Here is a 19,318-nt window from a genome sequence, read left to right on the forward strand (position 1 = left end):
CATGAAGCGTCTGATTGCGGCTGCGGTGGTGGCGGTGCCGGTTCTGCTTGCGGCAGGTTTCGCCACGGTCTGGTTTTCACCCTCGGCGCAGGACGCGATGCTGCGGCGGGTGGTGGCGGCCAATATGGCTTTCAACGATGCCGTGCTCGACCCGGAGGCGCTTCATGTCGTGCTCTGCGGCACGGGCTCGCCCATGCCCGATCCCGACCGCGCCCAGTCCTGCGCCATCGTATATGCGGGCGAACATGTGTTCGTGGTCGATGCCGGGCTTGGCGGCTGGGACAGGCTTGCCGCTTTCGGCCTGCCGGTCGGCAATCTCACCGGCGTCCTCATTACCCATTTCCATTCCGACCATATCAGCGGCCTGCCCGATATCGCGCTCAACAGCTGGGCGTCGGGCCGGAGCGAGGCGCTGGCGGTCTATGGGCCTCCCGGCGTCGAGACGGTGACGGCGGGCTTAGACCTCGCCTATTCGCTCGATGACAGCTACCGGATCGCCCATCATGGCGAGGATTTCTTCTCCGCCGAGGGCGCGAATTACCGGCCCGTCACGGTCGAGGTGCCGGACCGCGACACGGGCGTCACCGTCTTTGACGATGCGGGCGTAACGGTCACGGCCTTCCGCGTCAGCCATGAACCGGTCGATCCCGCCTATGGCTTCAGGATCGACTACAAGGGCCGCTCGGTCGTCTTCAGCGGCGACACGAAGGAAGACAGCAATGTCACCGTGTTCGGTCAGGGCGCGGATGTGATGATCCATGAGGCGCTCGCCGCCCACATGGTCGATCTGCTGGGCGAGGGTTTGGCCGCGCGCGGCGACCGCCGCTCCAAGGTCATGTATGACATCCAGGACTATCACGCGACGCCGGTTCAGGCGGCGGAGGTGGCGAACGAGGCCGGCGCGAAGCTCCTCGTCTATACGCATATCGTGCCGCGGCTGCCGAACGCGCTCGCCGAGCGGGTCTTTCTGCGCGGCGTCTCCGATGTCAGGAAGCGGGGCGTGATGATCGGCTATGACGGGCTTTATCTCCGTCTTCCGGCGGGCTCGGAGAAGATCGAGACGATCGATCTGCGGTGACGCAGCGTCACCGCTACCGCCTTGGTGCAACTGAGTTTTCTGTAAGCGAAAGTTCCGGTTTCCAAGGGCTTTTCGATCCCATCTGCCGGTTGCGCCCGCCCGCTCGGGTGGTATAACTCGCAGCCAACCGACTTAGCTATCGGGGCTATCGGACGAATTTTCCTTTGGCGTCGCGGTTTCCCGCGCCGCTCTCCAGCCGGACGGTTTTTCATGAATATTCACGAATACCAGGCCAAGGCCGTGCTCGCGAAGTACGGCGTGGCGGTGCCCCGCGGACATGCGGCGTTCACGCCCGAAGAGGCCGTTCAGAAAGCCAACGAACTGGGCGGCCCGGTCTGGGTCGTCAAGGCGCAGATCCATGCAGGCGGCCGCGGCAAGGCCGGCGGCGTCAAGGTGGTGAAATCGGTCGCAGATGTCGAGAAGGAGGCCAAGCGCCTCATCGGCTCGACGCTCGTCACGCATCAGACCGGCCCCGAAGGCAAGGAAGTGCATCGCCTCTATATCGAGGAAGGCTCCTCGATCGAGCGCGAACTCTATCTCTCGGTTCTCGTCGACCGCGCCACCTCGCGCATCTCCTTCATCGCCTCCACCGAAGGCGGCATGGACATCGAGGAAGTCGCTGCGAAGACGCCCGAAAAGATCCTCAGCTTCTCCGTCGATCCCGCATCCGGCATCAGCAGCTTTCATGGCCGCAAGGTCGCCTATGCGCTCGGCCTCGAAGGTGATCTGAACAAGCAGGGTGTGGCGCTGATCGAGAAGCTCTACAAGGCCTTCGTCGCCGAAGACATGAGCATGCTCGAGATCAACCCGCTCGTCGTCACGGGCGAAGGCAAGCTTGTCTGCCTCGACGCCAAAGTGAACTTCGACTCGAACGCGCTTTACCGTCACAAGGACATCGTGGAACTGCGCGACCTGACGGAAGAAGATCCGTCGGAAGTCGAAGCGTCGAAATACGACCTCAACTACATCAAGCTCGACGGCAAGATCGGCTGCATGGTGAACGGTGCCGGCCTTGCGATGGCCACGATGGACATCATCAAGCTTTATGGTTCGGAGCCTGCGAACTTCCTCGATGTGGGCGGCGGCGCGACGAAGGAGAAGGTTACGGCGGCCTTCAAGATCATCCTGTCCGACCCGAGCGTCGAAGGCATCCTCGTCAACATCTTTGGCGGCATCATGCGCTGCGACATCATCGCGGAAGGCGTCGTCGCCGCCGCGAAGGAAGTCTCGCTCAGCGTGCCGCTGGTGGTTCGCCTCGAAGGCACCAATGTCGAGCTCGGAAAGAAGATCATGGCGGAATCGGGCCTGCCCATCATTTCCGCGGACAACCTCGCCGATGCGGCCGAGAAGATCGTCAAAGCCGTGAAGGAGGCCGCATAATGTCCGTTCTCGTCGACAAGAATACCAAGGTCATCTGCCAGGGCTTCACGGGTAATCAGGGTACGTTCCATTCGGAACAGGCGATTGCCTATGGCACGAAGATGGTTGGCGGCGTGAGCCCCGGCAAGGGCGGCTCGAAGCACCTCGATCTGCCGGTCTTCGACACGGTTGCAGAAGCAGTCGAGAAGACCGGCGCGACGGCGAGCGCCATCTATGTGCCGCCGCCCTTCGCTGCGGACGCGATCCTCGAGGCGATCGATGCCGGCATCGAGCTTGCCGTCTGCATCACCGAGGGTATTCCGGTGCTCGACATGGTGAAGGTGAAGCGCGCGCTTTCGGGCTCGAAGACGCGCCTCGTCGGCCCTAACTGCCCGGGCGTCATCACGCCGGGCCAGTGCAAGATCGGCATCATGCCGGGCCATATCCACAAGCCGGGTTCGGTCGGCATCGTCTCGCGTTCGGGCACGCTCACCTATGAAGCGGTGGCGCAGACGACGGCGGCGGGCCTTGGCCAGTCCACCTGCATCGGCATTGGCGGCGACCCCGTCAACGGCACGAATTTCATCGACTGCCTCGACATGTTCCTCGGCGACCCCGACACGCATTCGATCATCATGATCGGCGAAATCGGCGGTTCGGCCGAAGAAGACGCTGCCGAGTTCCTGAAGCAGTCCAAGGTGAAGAAGCCGGTCGTCGGCTTCATCGCCGGTGTCACGGCCCCCCCCGGCCGCCGCATGGGCCATGCCGGCGCGATCATCGCGGGCGGCAAGGGCGGGGCGGGCGACAAGATGGACGCCATGCGCTCGGCGGGCATCACGGTCGCGGCTTCGCCTTCGGCGCTCGGTACAACGCTGGTCGAAGTGCTGAAGAAGTGAGGCAGGCTGCCTTTCTCGAAGCTCCGGCGGGGCTTCCGGTCATCCGGGAGCCCCGTTTGACGTGAAATCGGCTCTATCGGCCGGTGGACGGTGTAAATCCGTCATTGATTTCCTATATCGTTAAGGAAATCCAAGGGGTTTGAGGGCGATGCTGGCTCTGTTCCAGCATGTGCCTTCAGGGCAAATCCCATTGACGATGTGTTGCCTCTGTGGCAACTTCCTTAACCATGAAACTCACCGACTGGCTTGAATCGAACAATCTGACGGCAAGCGCCTTTGCCGAGCAGCTGGGTGTGTCCGTTTCCACGGTCACACGCTGCATGAACGGCCAGCGCCGGCCCGAATGGCAGACCCTGGACGCCATTTTCAAGGCAACCTCGGGCCAGGTGACGCCCAATGACTTCCTTTCCGACGATGCGGTGCTTCCTGAAGCGGCTCCGGCTGCTGCGAAGTCCAATGGACAAATTCCGATGAGCAATGACGGTGCGAACGACCGCTTCGAGCGGACGTCTTTCCTCTATGGCGCCAATGCGATCTTCGTCGAAGAGCTTTATGCGCGCTTCCAGAACGATCCCAATTCGGTGGATGAGGACTGGAGGGACTTTTTCGAGGGCCTCGGCGACCGTAAGGAAGACGTGCTGAAGGAAGCGAAGGGCGCCTCCTGGAAGCGGGCCGACTGGCCGCCTGCCGCGAATGGCGAGCTTGTGAGCGCGCTTGACGGCAATTGGGGCGAGACGGGCGCCGACACGGCGAAAGTGCGCCGGAAGATCGAACAGCGCAGCCCCGGTGCCAGTCAGGAAGATATCCGCTCGGCGACGCTCGATTCCGTCCGTGCCCTGATGATGATCCGTGCCTATCGTATTCGCGGCCATCTCGATGCCGATATCGACCCGCTTCAGCTTCGCCCGAAATCGCAGCACCCCGAGCTGCAGCCGGAAAGTTACGGCTTCGGCCCGGACGACCTCGACCGGCCGATCTTCATCGCCAATGTGCTGGGTCTGGAGACGGCTACGGTTCGCGAAATGCTCGATATTCTTCGGCGTACCTATTGCGGTACACTCGCCGTCGAGTTCATGCATATCGGCGATCCGGAAGAGAAAGCCTGGATTCAGGAACGCATCGAAGGGCCGGACAAGGAAATCGCCTTCACAGACATGGGCCGTTCCGCGATCCTCGACAAGCTGATTGCGGCGGAAGGCTTCGAGAAGTTCTGCAGCGTCAAATATGTTGGCACCAAGCGTTTCGGTCTTGATGGCGCCGAAGCGATCATTCCGGCGCTCGAACAGATCATCAAGCGCGGCGGTGCGCTTGGCGTGAAGGAAATCGTGCTTGGCATGGCGCATCGCGGCCGCCTCAACGTGCTAACGAACGTCATGTCGAAGCCGTTCCGCGCCGTTTTCCACGAGTTCAAGGGCGGTTCTTCCACGCCGGAAGACGTGGACGGGTCGGGCGACGTGAAATATCACCTCGGCGCCTCGTCGGACCGAGAGTTCGATGGCAACAAGGTGCATCTGTCTCTCACCGCCAACCCCTCGCATCTCGAGATCGTCGATCCCGTGGTGCTCGGCAAGGCGCGTGCGAAGCAGGATCAGCATCACGACCGCCAGCGCGGCACCGTGATCCCGCTCCTCATTCACGGCGATGCGGCCTTTGCAGGCCAGGGCATCGTTGCCGAATGCCTCGGTCTCTCCGATCTCAAGGGGCATCGCACCGGCGGCTCGATCCATTTCATCATCAATAACCAGATCGGCTTCACCACGAGCCCGATCAACAGCCGTTCCTCGCCCTATCCCTCGGACGTGGCGAAGATGGTGCAGGCGCCGATCTTCCATGTGAATGGCGACGACCCGGAAGCGGTCGTCCATGCAGCGAAGATCGCGACCGAGTTCCGCCAGCGGTTCAACCGGCCTGTCGTCATCGACATGTTCTGCTATCGCCGCTTCGGCCACAACGAAGGCGACGATCCGAGCATGACGCAGCCGCTCATGTACGAGAAGATCAAGGACCATCCCACGACGCTGCAGATCTATTCGAAGCGGCTCGTCGATGAAGGCCTGATGAGCGCCGAGGAAGTCGATGAGCGGATTGCCGGCTTCCGTGCGCAACTTGAAGGGGATTTCGAAGCCGTCGCGACTTTCCGCCCGAACAAGGCGGACTGGCTCGACGGGCGCTGGTCCGGCCTCGGCAAGGCCGAGGGCGAGGCAAGGCGCGGCGAGACGGCAGTCGAGATTTCGAGGCTCAAGGAAATCGGCCGCAGGATCACCGAAGTGCCGGAGGGTGTGAGCGTTCACAAGACGGTGATGCGCTTCATCGAGAACCGGCGCAAGGCGATCGAGAGCGGCGAGGGCATCGACTGGTCGACGGCGGAGGCGCTGGCCTTCGGCTCGCTGCTCGATGAGGGTATCAAGGTGCGTCTCTCGGGGCAGGATTCCGAGCGCGGCACATTCGTGCAGCGGCACTCGGTGCTGAACGACCAGAAGACGGAAGACAAATACGTTCCCTTCAACAATATCTCGGAAAACCAGGCCGAATACGAAGTCATCAACTCGATGCTTTCGGAAGCCGCCGTGCTCGGCTTCGAATATGGCTACAGCCTGGCCGAGCCCAATGCGCTGGTGCTCTGGGAAGCGCAGTTCGGCGATTTTGCGAACGGCGCGCAGGTCGTGATCGACCAGTTCATCTCGTCGGGCGAGCGCAAGTGGCTGCGCATGTCGGGCCTCGTGATGCTGCTGCCGCATGGCTATGAAGGCCAGGGGCCGGAGCATTCCTCAGCGCGTCTCGAGCGCTATCTGCAGATGTGCGCCGAAGACAACATGCAGGTCGCCAACTGCACGACGCCGATGAATTATTTCCACATCCTGCGGCGGCAGATGCACCGCAAGTTCCGCAAGCCGCTGATCCTGATGACGCCGAAATCGCTGCTGCGCCATAAGCGCTGCGTGTCGAACCTGTCGGAATTCGGTCCGGGCTCGTCCTTCCATCGCGTGTTGTGGGACGATGCCGAGCAGCTGCCCGGTCAGCAGATCAAGCTTGTCGCCGACAAGGAGATCAAGCGCGTCGTGCTCTGCTCGGGCAAGGTCTATTACGATCTCTATGAGGAACGCGAGAAGCGCGGCATCAACGACATTTACCTCATGCGCGTGGAACAGCTCTATCCGTTCCCGGCGAAGTCGCTGATGACGGAGCTCGCGCGCTTCCCGAATGCGGAATTCGTGTGGTGCCAGGAAGAGCCCAAGAACATGGGTGCCTGGAACTTCATGGAACCGAACATCGAATGGGTGCTCGATCATATCGGCTCGCGTTACCGCCGTGCGACCTATGCGGGGCGTCCGGCTTCCGCGGCGACGGCCACGGGCCTCATGAGCAAGCATAATCAGGAACTCAACCAGTTTCTCTCCGAAGCGCTCAAGGTCGATTGAGCGGCGGCGGGATACAGACGACCGGAAAGGCAGCAGACCAGATGGCGACGGAAATTCGTGTGCCCACGCTTGGCGAGTCGGTAACCGAGGCCACTGTCGCCAAGTGGTTCAAGAAGCCGGGCGATGCCGTCGCGGCAGATGAGCCACTTGTCGAACTTGAAACCGACAAGGTGACGGTGGAAGTGCCGGCGCCGTCTGCCGGTGTTCTTTCGGAAATCATTGCGAAGGACGGCGAGACGGTGGAAGTTGGCGCGCTGCTCGGCCAGATCGGCGAGGGCAAGGGCGCAGCGCCCGCACCGAAAAAGGAAGAGCCGAAAAAGGCGGAAGCGAAGGCCGAGGCAAAGCCCGAACAAAAAAAGTTTGAGGCTGCTGCCCCGTCGAAGCCCGCCGATGCGGAAGCCTCGCCTGCCGTGCGCCGCGTTGCAGCCGAGAACGATCTCGACGTCTCGAAGATCGAGGGTACTGGCAAGGGCGGCCGCGTGACGAAGGCGGATGCGGAAGAAGCCGCCGCCTCCAGGTCCTCGGCGCCTGCAGCCCCCGTTCAGGTCAAGGCGCCTGCGCCCGCCGACCGCTCGGCCGGCGAGGAGCGCGTGAAGATGACGCGGCTCCGCAAGACCATCGCGACGCGCCTCAAGGAAGCGCAGAACACGGCGGCCATGCTCACCACCTTCAACGAGGTGGACATGACGAATGTCATGGCGCTGCGCAACCAGTACAAGGATCTCTTCGAGAAGAAGCATGGCGTGCGCGTCGGCTTCATGGGCTTCTTCGTCAAGGCCTGCATCCATGCGCTGCAGGAAATCCCGGCGGTCAATGCCGAGATCGATGGCGACGAGCTCGTCTACAAGAATTACTACAATATCGGCGTGGCCGTCGGCACGGATCGCGGTCTTGTCGTGCCGGTTCTGCGCGATGCGCAGGACCTCTCGCTTGCCGGCATCGAGAAGACGATCAACGATTTCGGCCGCCGCGCACGCGACGGCGCGTTGAAGCTCGAGGAGCTGCAGGGCGGCACCTTCACGATTTCCAATGGCGGCGTCTATGGCTCGCTGATGTCGACGCCGATCCTGAATGCGCCGCAGTCCGGCATTCTCGGCATGCACAAGATTCAGGAACGGCCGATGGTCATCGGCGGCAAGATCGAGATCCGCCCGATGATGTATCTGGCGCTTTCCTACGATCACCGGATCGTGGACGGCAAGGAAGCCGTGACCTTCCTGGTGCGCGTGAAGGAAGTGCTGGAAGACCCGCAGCGCCTGCTGCTCGACCTCTGAGGTAATTCAATGGCGGATGCTTTCGACCTTGTTGTGATCGGCGCGGGCCCCGGCGGCTATGAATGCGCGATCAAGGCGGCGCAGCTCGGGCTCAAGGTCGCGGTGGTCGAAAAGCGCGACCGGCTTGGCGGCACCTGCCTTAATGTCGGCTGCATCCCGTCGAAGGCGATGCTCCATGCCTCGGAGCTTTTCCACGAGGCGGGCGAAAGCTTCGAGGGCATGGGCATCGAGGTGCCGAAGCCGAAGCTCAACCTCCGCCAAATGCTCGCCTTCAAGGACGAGGCGATCGACGGCAACACCAAGGGTATCGAGTTCCTCTTCAAGAAGAACAAGATCGAATGGGTGAAGGGCGAGGGCAGCATCGCCGCGCCAGGCAAGGTGAAGGTGGGCGGGCGCACGCTCGAGGCGAAGAATATCGTCATCGCGACCGGCTCCGATGTGGCGAGGCTGCCGGGCGTCGAGATAGACGAGAAGACGGTCGTCTCCTCCACCGGCGCACTCGAACTCGACAAGGTGCCGGGCAAGCTTCTCGTGATCGGCGGTGGCGTGATCGGGCTCGAGCTCGGTTCCGTCTGGGGCCGCCTCGGTGCGGAAGTGACGGTGGTCGAATATCTCGACAATATTCTGCCGGGCATGGATGGCGAGGTCGTGAAGAACTTCACCCGCATCCTCAAGAAGCAGGGCTTCTCCTTCAAGCTCGGCGCGAAAGTGACCAAGGTCGAGAAGCAGAAATCGGGTCTCAAAGTCACGGTCGAGCCTGCAAAGGGCGGCGATGCGGAAGTGCTCGATGCCGATGTCGTGCTCGTCTCGATCGGCCGCGTCGCCTATACGGGCGGGCTCGGTCTCGACAAGGTTGGCGTCAAGACCGACAAGCGCGGCCGCATCGAGGTCGATGCCTCGTTCAAGACCAATGTCGACGGCATCTATGCGGTCGGCGACGTGATCGCGGGACCGATGCTTGCGCACAAGGCGATGGAAGAGGGTGTTGCGCTTGCCGAGCAGCTTGCAGGGCATTACGGCGCGGTGAATTACGATGTGATCCCTGGCGTCGTCTATACCTCGCCGGAAGTGGCCTCGGTCGGCAGGACGGAAGAGCAGCTCAAGGAAGCGGGCATCGAATACAATGCCGGCAAGTTCCCCTTCACGGCGAATGGCCGCGCCAAGGCGAACAAGACGACCGACGGTTTCGTGAAGATCCTCGCCGACAAGAAGACCGACCGCATTCTCGGCGTTCACATTATCGGCGTGGGAGCCGGTGAACTGATCGCGCAGGCTGTCGTCGCGATGGAATTCTCTTCAAGCTCGGAAGATATTGCCCGCATGTGCATCGCTCATCCGACCATGTCGGAAGCGGTGAAGGAAGCCGCGCTTTCCGTCACGGGCCTTCCCATTCACATGTGAGCGGGCATATGTGCGCGCGGTTCAGCCGTGTTTGCGCCGCTCCTTTTCGGTCTGCGCCTTGTCATATACCTCAAGGAGCCGCGCCGCATCGACTTCCGTATACATCTGCGTGGTCGAGAGGCTCGAATGGCCGAGCAGTTCCTGAATGGAGCGCAGGTCGCCACCACCGGCAAGGAGATGCGTGGCGAAGCTGTGGCGCAACGCATGAGGCGTCGCCGATTCAGGCAGGCCGAGGCGGCGACGCAGATTGATCATCATGTCGCGCACCTGACGCTGGTTGAGCCGCTTGCCGCGCCCGCCAACGAAGAGAGGATCGTCTTTCGTCAGCGCGAAGGGGCAGAGCTTGAGATAATTCTCGACCGCCATGCGTGCCGCAGGCAGCACGGGCACGATGCGTTCCTTGTTGCCCTTGCCGGTGATGCGCAGCGCCTCGCGCAGGGGCGCCGCGCTCCGGTCTAGCGAAAGCGCTTCCGAAACGCGCAGCCCGCAGCCGTAAAGCAAAGTCAGAACGGCAAGGTCGCGCGCGCCCTTCCAGGGCTCGCCCTGCGCGATTTCCGCTTCGGCAAGCATTTCCTCGGCGCCTCTGACGGAAAGCGGCTTCGGCAGTGCATGGGGAAGCTTCGGCGAGCGCAGCGCCAGCGCCGAGGCGTTGGAGAGAATTTTTGTCCGGTCGAGATAGCGGAAGAAGGAGCGCATGCTCGACAGCATCCGCGCAACGGAGCGGCTTTGCAGTCCTTCCTTGCGGCGCCGACTGACAAAGGCACGGAAGTCGCGCAGCGCCAGCCGCTCAAGATCGGCAAGCGTTGCCGCGCCACCCAGATGATCCACGAGAAACTCGAAGAAACGCGTGATGTCGCGGTGATAATTGACGAGCGTTGCCACGCTCATCCGCTTCTCGCTCATGAGATGGGCATACCAGTTGCGGATTTCACCCTGAACGTCCGCAGCGGCGGGCACCGCTCTTGCGGCGTCCTCCGGCGCGGGCGCGCCGCTCAGCGGGCGGGCGGCAGGTCGAGCCATTGGCGCACGCAGCGCTCGACGACATGGGCGAGGAATTCGAGCAGGTCCACCGCCTGGTCGGGATGGAACTGTTCCGGGTCGAAGCCGCCAAGCGCGAGCAGGCCGGGCGGCGAACCGGGCGATACGTCGAGCCGTACCAGCGCCTCGGAGTGCACGTCCTCGGCGAGATTGCCATAGAGGCCGCGGCTGCCGCGCACATTGGCGGCAAGGCGGCAGCGTTCTCCCATGCCGAGAATCCGGTCGACGCCGCCGGGCTCGAGCACGCGCACACCGCGAATGCCGATGCCGGAAACGCCGTTCGCCGTTTCGATGCAGATGGTCGCGGCGCGAATACCGAGCATGCGGGCAAGGCCGTCCGGCGCGGTGACGTATTCGATCAGATGTTCGAAGCTCTTTGCATCGAGGAGCTTCAGCGCCGCGGCATGGACCTGTTCGCGCGCGATGCTGTTCAGCGAGGTCGCCTCGATGAGATCCGACTGGATGTCGCGCAGCATGCGCACCTGGCTCTGCAACCGGCCGATCATGAATTGCTGCATGTCGAGTACATTGCGGCCGGTAGATTGCGAGGGGGGCACAAGCGAGGCGATGAGGTCCGCATCATTGGCGAGAAGTTCGGGATGCTGGCGCAGATAGGCCTTCACCTCGTCGGCGGCGATGGCCGACCCTGCCAATGCGATGCGCTGCGCGCCGGTGCTGTCGTTCTGCTGGCTCATGCCCTCAGCATCCCCTCAATACGTTTCTAAAGTATTTTCTGGCCGGTCTTTTTCCAATCCGAAAGGAACATTTCGAGTCCCTTGTCGGTAAGCGGATGGGTGGCTAGCCCCTTCAGCACTGCGGGCGGAACAGTGGCGACATCGGCGCCGGCAAGCGCCGACTCCTTCACGTGGTTCGCATTGCGAATCGAGGCGGCAAGAATCTCGGTCTGGAGTGCGGGATAGTTATCGTAAATTTCCCTGATCTCGCGGATGAGTTCCATGCCATCGAGATTGAGGTCGTCGAGGCGGCCGATGAAGGGCGAGACGAAGGTTGCGCCCGCCTTGGCGGCGAGCAGCGCCTGGTTCGCCGAGAAGCACAGCGTCACATTTACCATTGTGCCTTCGCTTGTCAGCGCCTTGCAGGCCTTGAGCCCGTCCCAGGTCAGCGGCACCTTCACGGCGATGTTCTTTGCGAGGCCCGCGAGCTTGCGGCCTTCGGCGATCATCGTTGCCGAATCGAGCGCCGTCACTTCTGCGCTGACCGGTCCTTCGACGACGGCACAGATTTCCTTAACGACTTCGAGGAAGTCGCGCCCCGTCTTGGCGATGAGCGAGGGATTGGTGGTCACGCCGTCCAGAAGGCCGGTCTCGGCCAGTTCACGGATTTCGGCGACATCGGCAGTATCGACAAAGAATTTCATGCAGACTTTTCTTTTCGGTCTCGTTCCGGCGCATGCGCCCCCTGGGGGCAGTCTAGTCGAGAGGCGCGCCAAAGGCTCGCTTCTTTTGACGGGCGTGAAGCCATTGCGCAAGGCACGATCGTGGCGCTTGCTTTACGAGGCGTTACGTTGTCGTTTCGGATTAACGCAATGCGGCGGGTGAGCCGCATGAAACGGCCCGGAATAGAATGGCTTCCGAAATATCCACAGCCCGGCCTGAAGATGACGCAGTCCTATCGGGGACTGTCAGCGTCCTGATCCCGCTCGCCCTGCCGAAACCCTATGACTACAAGGTGCCGCCGGGCGTGGCGGTCCATGCCGGTTCCTATGTGGTGGTGCCGCTCGGCACACAGGAAATCGTCGGCGTCGTCTGGGGGGAGGGCTCGGGCGAGGTCCGACATAACCGGCTGAAGGCGATCACCGAGGTCATCGATGCACCGCCCATGGCGGGTGTGCTGCGCCGCTTCATCGACTGGGTGGCGCAATATACGGTGTCGCCTGCAGGCTCCGTGCTGCGGCTTGCGATCCGGGCGCCCGGTGCGCTCGAGCCGCCGCGGATGCGCACTGCCTATCGGCTTGGCAGCACGCGGCCTTCACGCATGACACCGGCCCGCCAGCGGGTGATTAAAGTGGCGGGAGACGGCTTTGCCCGCACGGTGCGCGAACTTGCCGAAGAAGCAGGCGTCTCGGACGCTGTCGTGCGCGGGCTTGTCGAGGCGCAGGCGCTTGTCGCGGTCGATATACCGACCGAGGCGCCGTTTCCCGATCCGCTTGCCGAGATAAAGAGTGTTTCGCTGTCGGCGGAGCAGCAGGAAGCGGCCACGCATCTCGTGGCCGCCGTCGAGGCACAAAAGTTCTCGGCAACGCTGCTCGATGGTGTGACGGGCTCCGGCAAGACGGAAGTCTATTTCGAGGCGGTTGCTGCCGCGCTCGTGCAGGGCAGGCAGGTGCTGATCCTGCTGCCCGAGATTGCGCTCACAAGCCAGTTCATGGAGCGGTTCGAGCGCCGCTTCGGCTGCCGCCCGGCGGAGTGGCATTCCGATCTCCCCTCGCGCGCGCGCCGCCGCATCTGGCGCGGCGTGGCGGAGGGGCGCGCCCGCGTCGTTGCCGGTGCGCGTTCGGCGCTCTTTCTGCCCTTTTGCGATCTCGGTCTCATTGTCGTCGATGAAGAACATGATGCTGCCTTCAAGCAGGAAGATGGCGTCACCTATCATGCGCGCGACATGGGCGTCGTGCGGGCCTCGCTCGGCCAGTTCCCGATCGTGCTGAGTTCGGCAACGCCTTCGCTCGAAACATCGGTGAATGTGCAGCAGGGCAAATATGATGTGGTGCGGCTCGCGGCGCGGCATGGCGAGGCATTGCTGCCGCAGGTGACATCCATCGACATGCGCAGCGATCCGCCTGAGCGCGGACGCTGGCTCTCGCCTTTGCTTGTGAAGGAAATGATGAAGGCGCTCGAGGCGGGCGAGCAGGTCATGCTCTTTCTCAACCGCCGCGGCTATGCGCCGCTCACGCTCTGCCGCACCTGCGGGCATCGTATCGAATGTCCGCAATGTTCGGCCTGGCTCGTCGAACACAGGTTCCGGCGCGAGCTTGCCTGCCATCACTGCGGATATTCGGCGCCGGTGCCGAAGGCTTGTCCTTCCTGCGGCGCGGAAGATGCGCTCATCGCCTGCGGGCCGGGCGTCGAACGTATCGCGGAAGAAGTCGCCGAGATTTTCCCCGAAGCACGCACCGTCATCGTCTCGTCGGACAATCTGCGCGGCCCCGCGGCACATGAGGAAATCTTCGCCGCCATCGAGGCGCGCGAGGCCGATATCATCATCGGTACACAGATTGTTGCCAAGGGCCATCACTTTCCCTGGTTGACGCTGGTCGGCGTGGTCGATGCCGATCTCGGGCTCGAGAATGGCGATCTCAGGGCAGGCGAGCGGACCTATCAGCTCTTGCAGCAGGTGGCGGGGCGGGCGGGCCGGGCCGAGCGGCCGGGCCGCGTCTTTCTCCAGTCCTTCATGCCGGAGCATGGCGTGATGCGCGCGCTCGTCTCGGGCAGGCGCGATGAATTTCTTGCCCGCGAGGCGCAGGCGCGCGAAAGGGTGAGCCTGCCGCCCTTCGGGCGGTTGGCCGGGATCGTCGTTTCCTCGCCCGATGCGGGGCTAGCGCAGCGCGTTGCCCGGGACATGGCCCGCATTGCGCCCCGCGCCGAGGATGTGACGGTGCTTGGCCCCGCGCCCGCGCCGATGGCGCTGCTGCGCGGCCGCACCCGGATCCGCTTCCTTGTGAAGGCAGGGCGGCAGGTCAATATCCAGGCTTTCCTCCATGCCTGGCTCGACGATTTCAAGGTGCCGAACGCGGTCCGCATCTCGGTCGATGTGGACCCCTACAGCTTCATGTGAGCCAACGGGCCGCCGCCTGCTCGTTGACGCTGCGGCAAGGGCCTTTCCGGGCCTTGCGGCATGCCCAAAATGCCGCAGGCTTGCCCATTTTCCGGGCCAGCATGTTGCGCATGCGCGGACCATGTGTTACCTAACGCCCGGCCTTCAGGGGGCTCGATTTTTGCCCTTTCGGCGGCCAAAATTAGCTAATGAATTCAAATGGTTGGCGCGAGGCTTCTGGCCGCCGCGCCGATTTCCACGAAAAAGCACAGGCGAGCGCCGCACGTGTCATCAGATCATCCCGTCTCTGGCGTGGCCGGCCGTTATGCGACGGCCCTCTTCGAACTGGCGGAAGCGCAGGGCGCGCTCGATGCCGTGGCGGCCGATCTCGGGAAGATTTCGGCCATGCTTGCGGCGAGCGAAGACCTGACCCGTCTGGTTCGCAGCCCGCTTTTCAGCGCCGACGAGCAGGGCCGCGCCTTCGCCGCCGTGCTCGACAAAGCAGGCATTTCCGGGCTGGTGAAGAATTTCGCCGGTCTCGTCATCAAGAATCGCCGTCTCTTCGTGCTTCCGGCCATGATTTTGGCCTATGGTGCCATTCTCGCCCATAAGCGCGGCGAAGTGACGGCTCAGGTCACCTCTGCCCATGCGCTCGGCGATGCCCAGGTCGAAGGCCTCAAGGCTGCGCTGAAAACCGCTACCGGACGCGACGTCAAGATCGATACCAAGGTCGATGCCGGGCTCCTCGGCGGACTAATCGTGAAGGTCGGCAGCCGGATGATCGATTCATCCCTGCGGACCAAGCTCAATTCTCTCAAGATTGCCATGAAAGAGGCCTCCTGATGGACATTCAGGCTGCGGAAATTTCCGCCATCCTCAAGCAGCAGATCCAGGATTTCGGCGCGGAAGCGCAGGTTTCCGAAATCGGCCAGGTGCTTTCCGTCGGTGACGGTATCGCCCGCGTCTACGGCCTCGACAATGTCGAAGCCGGCGAAATGGTCGAGTTCCCGGGCGGCGTGCGCGGCATGGCGCTCAACCTCGAACAGGACAATGTCGGCGTCGTTATTTTCGGCTCCGACCAGAACATCAAGGAAGGCGACACGGTAAAGCGCACGGGCGCGATCGTGGACGTCCCCGTCGGCAAGGGCCTCCTTGGCCGCGTCGTCGATCCGCTCGGCAATCCGATCGACGGCAAGGGCCCGATCGTTTCGTCTGAACGCCGCCGCGTGGACGTGAAGGCGCCGGGCATCATTCCCCGGAAATCGGTGCATGAGCCGATGCAGACCGGCCTCAAGGCGATCGACGCACTGATCCCGATCGGCCGCGGCCAGCGCGAACTGATCATCGGCGACCGTCAGACCGGCAAGACCGCCATCGCCGTCGACGCGATCCTGAACCAGAAGCCGCTCAATCAGGGCAACGACGAAAACCAGAAGCTCTATTGCATCTATGTCGCCATCGGCCAGAAGCGCTCGACGGTTGCCCAGATCGTGAAGACGCTGGAAGAAAACGGTGCGCTCGAATATTCGATCATCGTCGCCGCCACCGCGTCGGACCCCGCGCCGCTGCAGTTCCTGGCGCCGTTCGCCGGCTGCACGATGGGCGAGTTCTTCCGCGACAACGGCATGCATGCACTCGTCGTCTATGACGATCTCTCCAAGCAGGCCGTCGCCTATCGCCAGATGTCGCTGCTGCTGCGCCGTCCGCCGGGACGCGAAGCCTATCCGGGCGACGTTTTCTATCTTCATTCGCGCCTGCTCGAGCGCGCCGCGAAGCTCAATGACGACAATGGCAACGGTTCGCTGACCGCGCTGCCCGTCATCGAGACGCAGGCAAACGACGTGTCGGCCTACATCCCGACCAACGTGATCTCGATCACCGACGGTCAGATCTTCCTCGAAACGGACCTCTTCTATCAGGGCATCCGTCCGGCGGTGAACGTCGGCCTATCGGTGTCGCGCGTGGGTTCGTCGGCGCAGATCAAGGCGATGAAGCAGGTTGCCGGCAAGATCAAGGGCGAGCTTGCGCAGTACCGCGAAATGGCGGCCTTCGCACAGTTCGGTTCGGACCTCGACGCCGCCACGCAGCGTCTGCTCAACCGCGGTGCGCGCCTGACGGAGCTCCTGAAGCAGGGCCAGTTCTCGCCGCTCAAGGTCGAAGAGCAGGTCGTCGTGATCTATGCCGGTGTGAACGGCTATCTCGACAAGCTGCCGGTTTCGGAAGTGGGCCGCTTCGAGCAGGAATTCCTGCGCAACATCCGTTCGAGCCATGCCGACATTCTCGATGCGATCCGCAACGAGAAGCAGATCTCGAACGACACGGAAGCGAAGCTCAAATCCGCCGTCGAAAGCTTCTCCAAGGCGTTCGCCTGATTTCAGGCTAAAGGGTAAGGGCGTATGGCCAGCCTCAAGGACCTAAGAAATCGCATCGCCAGCGTGAAGGCGACGCAGAAGATCACGAAGGCGATGCAGATGGTCGCCGCCGCGAAACTGCGCCGCGCGCAGGAAGCGGCGGAAGCCGCGCGTCCTTATGCCGAACGCATGGACCGCGTGATGGCCAATCTCGCAACCGGCATGGCCGGCCGCGACGATGCGCCGAAGCTGCTTGCGGGCACGGGCTCGGACAAGGTGCAGCTGGTGATCGTGGCAACCGCCGACCGCGGCCTTTGCGGCGGTTTCAACTCGTCGATCGCGCGTCTTGCCCGTCAGCACATCAACCGGCTGACCGGCGAAGGCAAGGAAGTGAAGATCCTTACCGTGGGCCGCAAGGGCCGCGATATCCTGAAACGTGATTTTGCGAACCGCATCGTGAAGTCCTACGAGTTCACGGGCGTCCGTCAGATCGGTTTCGCGCAGGCCGAAGACATTTCGAAGACCGTGCTCGACATGTTCGAAGCCGGCGAGTTCGATGTCGCGACGCTCTTCTATTCGAAGTTCGTGAACGTGGTCAGCCAGGTGCCGACCGCCCAGCAGATCATTCCGGCGAGCCTGCCGGAAGGTGCGGGGGGCGCCGATCTCGGCGGCGCGGTTTACGAGTATGAACCCGAAGAAACCGAAATCCTGAAAGACCTCCTGCCGCGCAATCTGTCGGTGCAGATTTTCCGCGCGCTGCTCGAGAATGTCGCGGGCGAGTTCGGTGCCAAGATGTCGGCGATGGACAACGCCACGCGCAATGCGGGCGACATGATCAAGAAGCTGAACATCACCTATAACCGTTCGCGCCAGGCGCAGATCACGAAAGAACTGATCGAAATCATCTCGGGCGCAGAAGCGCTCTAAGACGAAAGTCGAGAGGGACGATCAGGGGGAACGCCCCGGAAGAGACGAAGACCTGTTGGAGGCCATTCGGATCGGAAGGGACGGGGAAGATGGGTAAGGGCGATGGGCAGGGCTGGCAGAGCCGCCTGCTCGGCTATGTGAGACGGCTTCTTCATCGCGTCCTGCCGGGACGCGGCGCGGGGCCGAAGGCGCTTCCGGCGCCTTCTGCGGGCAAGGCTGTGCTGCTTGAAGGCAGGGCCGAGCCGGTGGAACCCGGAAACGAGATTTTGGAACCGCAGGGCGGGGCAGAGGCCACGCCGCAAACAGACAGATGGGAAGCGTCATTTCGCTTTCCGGCACGTGAAGCAGGGATAGACAGTATGAGCAAGGCAGTCGGAACGATCGCTCAGGTGATTGGCGCCGTTGTGGACGTGAAGTTCACGGGCGACCTCCCCGCCATTCTGAACGCGCTTGAGACGGACAATGGCGGCAACCGCCTCGTCCTCGAGGTCGCGCAGCATCTCGGCGAGAATACGGTGCGCACCATCGCGATGGACACGACCGAAGGCCTCGTTCGCGGTCAGGAAGTGCGCGACACGGGCGCGCCGATCTCGGTGCCGGTGGGCGAAGGTACGCTCGGCCGCATCATCAACGTCATCGGCGAGCCGATCGACGAAGCAGGCCCGGTGAAGTCCGAAGGCACCCGCCCGATCCACCAGGAAGCCCCCGCCTTTGTCGAGCAGTCGACGGAAGCGCAGATGCTCGTCACGGGCATCAAGGTCGTGGACCTGCTCGCGCCTTATGCGCGCGGCGGCAAGATCGGCCTGTTCGGCGGCGCCGGCGTCGGCAAGACGGTTCTCATTCAGGAACTCATCAACAACATCGCCAAGGCGCATGGCGGCTACTCGGTGTTCGCCGGTGTGGGCGAGCGTACGCGCGAAGGCAACGACCTCTATCATGAAATGATCGAGTCGGGCGTGAACAAGGACCCGCGCGAGAACAACGGCGATACGTCCGGTTCGAAATGCGCCCTCGTGTTCGGCCAGATGAACGAGCCGCCGGGAGCCCGCGCCCGCGTCGCGCTGACGGGTCTTTCCGTCGCCGAGCATTTCCGCGACAAGGGCCAGGACGTGCTGTTCTTCGTCGACAACATCTTCCGCTTCACGCAGGCGGGTTCGGAAGTGTCGGCGCTTCTCGGCCGTATTCCGAGCGCCGTGGGCTATCAGCCGACGCTCGCGACCGACATGGGCGCGCTGCAGGAGCGCATCACGACGACGACCAAGGGCTCGATCACGTCCGTGCAGGCCATTTACGTGCCCGCCGACGACTTGACCGATCCGGCGCCCGCGACCTCCTTCGCTCACCTTGACGCGACGACGGTTCTCAACCGCGCGATCTCGGAAAAGGGCATCTATCCGGCGGTGGACCCGCTCGACTCGACGAGCCGTATTCTCGAGCCGCGCGTTGTCGGCCAGGAGCATTACGACACGGCGCGCCGCGTGCAGGAAATCCTGCAGCGCTACAAGTCTCTCCAGGACATCATTGCCATTCTCGGCATGGACGAACTGTCGGAAGAAGACAAGCTCGTCGTCGCCCGCGCGCGCAAGATCGAGCGCTTCCTGTCGCAGCCTTTCTTCGTCGCCGAAGTGTTCACCGGCTCGCCGGGCGTGCTTGTCGACATCAAGGACACGATCAAGGGCTTCAAGGGCCTCTGCAATGGCGATTACGACCATCTGCCGGAAGCGGCCTTCTACATGGTAGGCACGATCGAGGATGCGATCGCGAAGGCCGAGCGTCTTGCGAAGGAAGCTGCGTAAGACATCGA

General features: G+C 62.9%; 14 protein-coding genes. 11 read left to right on the top strand and 3 right to left on the bottom strand.

The window, feature by feature from the left end:
* Position 1: 1 nt before the first annotated feature.
* The 6 genes from ACK4FH_RS05520 (at position 2) to lpdA (ending at position 9,427) form a co-directional block, all read left to right on the top strand.
* Positions 2–1,078: an MBL fold metallo-hydrolase gene (locus tag ACK4FH_RS05520; protein WP_409811670.1), complete on the top strand. Its 1,077-nt coding sequence runs from the start codon at positions 2–4 to the stop codon at positions 1,076–1,078.
* Positions 1,079–1,288: 210 nt separating this feature from the next.
* Positions 1,289–2,458, top strand: coding sequence for an ADP-forming succinate--CoA ligase subunit beta (gene sucC / locus ACK4FH_RS05525; protein WP_409811672.1), 1,170 nt, complete (start codon positions 1,289–1,291; stop codon positions 2,456–2,458).
* Positions 2,458–3,333, top strand: coding sequence for a succinate--CoA ligase subunit alpha (sucD, locus tag ACK4FH_RS05530; protein WP_409811673.1), 876 nt, complete (start codon positions 2,458–2,460; stop codon positions 3,331–3,333). Before sucC ends, sucD begins: the two co-directional genes overlap by 1 nt.
* 227 nt (positions 3,334–3,560) lie before the next feature.
* Positions 3,561–6,752, top strand: coding sequence for a 2-oxoglutarate dehydrogenase E1 component (locus ACK4FH_RS05535; protein ID WP_409811675.1), 3,192 nt, complete (start codon positions 3,561–3,563; stop codon positions 6,750–6,752).
* A gap of 41 nt (positions 6,753–6,793) precedes the next feature.
* The gene (odhB, locus tag ACK4FH_RS05540; RefSeq protein ID WP_409811677.1) at positions 6,794–8,026 is read left to right on the top strand and encodes a 2-oxoglutarate dehydrogenase complex dihydrolipoyllysine-residue succinyltransferase; all 1,233 of its coding nucleotides are present in this window, start codon (positions 6,794–6,796) and stop codon (positions 8,024–8,026) included.
* Positions 8,027–8,035: 9 nt separating this feature from the next.
* On the top strand, positions 8,036–9,427 hold the full coding sequence (gene lpdA, locus ACK4FH_RS05545) for a dihydrolipoyl dehydrogenase (RefSeq protein ID WP_409811678.1): 1,392 nt from the start codon (positions 8,036–8,038) through the stop codon (positions 9,425–9,427).
* A gap of 21 nt (positions 9,428–9,448) precedes the next feature.
* Here the strand turns inward: lpdA and ACK4FH_RS05550 are convergent, their stop codons facing one another.
* From ACK4FH_RS05550 to fsa, 3 genes are read right to left on the bottom strand one after another with little or no spacing between them, the layout of a single operon-like run.
* Entirely contained in the window at positions 9,449–10,447 is a 999-nt protein-coding gene (locus ACK4FH_RS05550; protein ID WP_409811679.1) for a tyrosine recombinase XerC, read from the bottom strand.
* Positions 10,420–11,160, bottom strand: coding sequence for a DUF484 family protein (locus tag ACK4FH_RS05555; RefSeq protein WP_409811681.1), 741 nt, complete (start codon positions 11,158–11,160; stop codon positions 10,420–10,422). Before ACK4FH_RS05555 ends, ACK4FH_RS05550 begins: the two co-directional genes overlap by 28 nt.
* A gap of 26 nt (positions 11,161–11,186) precedes the next feature.
* Positions 11,187–11,843, bottom strand: coding sequence for a fructose-6-phosphate aldolase (fsa, locus tag ACK4FH_RS05560; RefSeq protein WP_409811683.1), 657 nt, complete (start codon positions 11,841–11,843; stop codon positions 11,187–11,189).
* A 206-nt stretch (positions 11,844–12,049) separates the two neighbouring features.
* Between fsa and ACK4FH_RS05565 the strand changes: the two genes are divergently transcribed.
* From ACK4FH_RS05565 to atpD, 5 genes are all read left to right on the top strand, one after another.
* Positions 12,050–14,257 carry a primosomal protein N' gene (locus ACK4FH_RS05565; protein ID WP_409811685.1) on the top strand — a complete coding sequence of 736 codons (2,208 nt, stop codon included), beginning with the start codon at positions 12,050–12,052 and terminating at the stop codon, positions 14,255–14,257.
* Between the two features lie 198 nt (positions 14,258–14,455).
* On the top strand, positions 14,456–15,079 hold the full coding sequence (locus tag ACK4FH_RS05570) for a F0F1 ATP synthase subunit delta (protein ID WP_409811687.1): 624 nt from the start codon (positions 14,456–14,458) through the stop codon (positions 15,077–15,079).
* On the top strand, positions 15,079–16,608 hold the full coding sequence (atpA, locus tag ACK4FH_RS05575; protein ID WP_409811689.1) for a F0F1 ATP synthase subunit alpha: 1,530 nt from the start codon (positions 15,079–15,081) through the stop codon (positions 16,606–16,608). The genes ACK4FH_RS05570 and atpA overlap by 1 nt, the downstream gene beginning before the upstream one ends.
* Positions 16,609–16,632: 24 nt before the next feature.
* Positions 16,633–17,514: a F0F1 ATP synthase subunit gamma gene (locus tag ACK4FH_RS05580; RefSeq protein ID WP_409811691.1), complete on the top strand. Its 882-nt coding sequence runs from the start codon at positions 16,633–16,635 to the stop codon at positions 17,512–17,514.
* A 359-nt stretch (positions 17,515–17,873) separates the two neighbouring features.
* On the top strand, positions 17,874–19,310 hold the full coding sequence (atpD, locus tag ACK4FH_RS05585) for a F0F1 ATP synthase subunit beta (protein WP_409815173.1): 1,437 nt from the start codon (positions 17,874–17,876) through the stop codon (positions 19,308–19,310).
* The last annotated feature ends 8 nt before the right edge of the window (positions 19,311–19,318 follow it).

Source organism: Parvibaculum sp. (assembly GCF_046297875.1).
Classification (GTDB): Bacteria; Pseudomonadota; Alphaproteobacteria; order Parvibaculales; family Parvibaculaceae; genus Parvibaculum.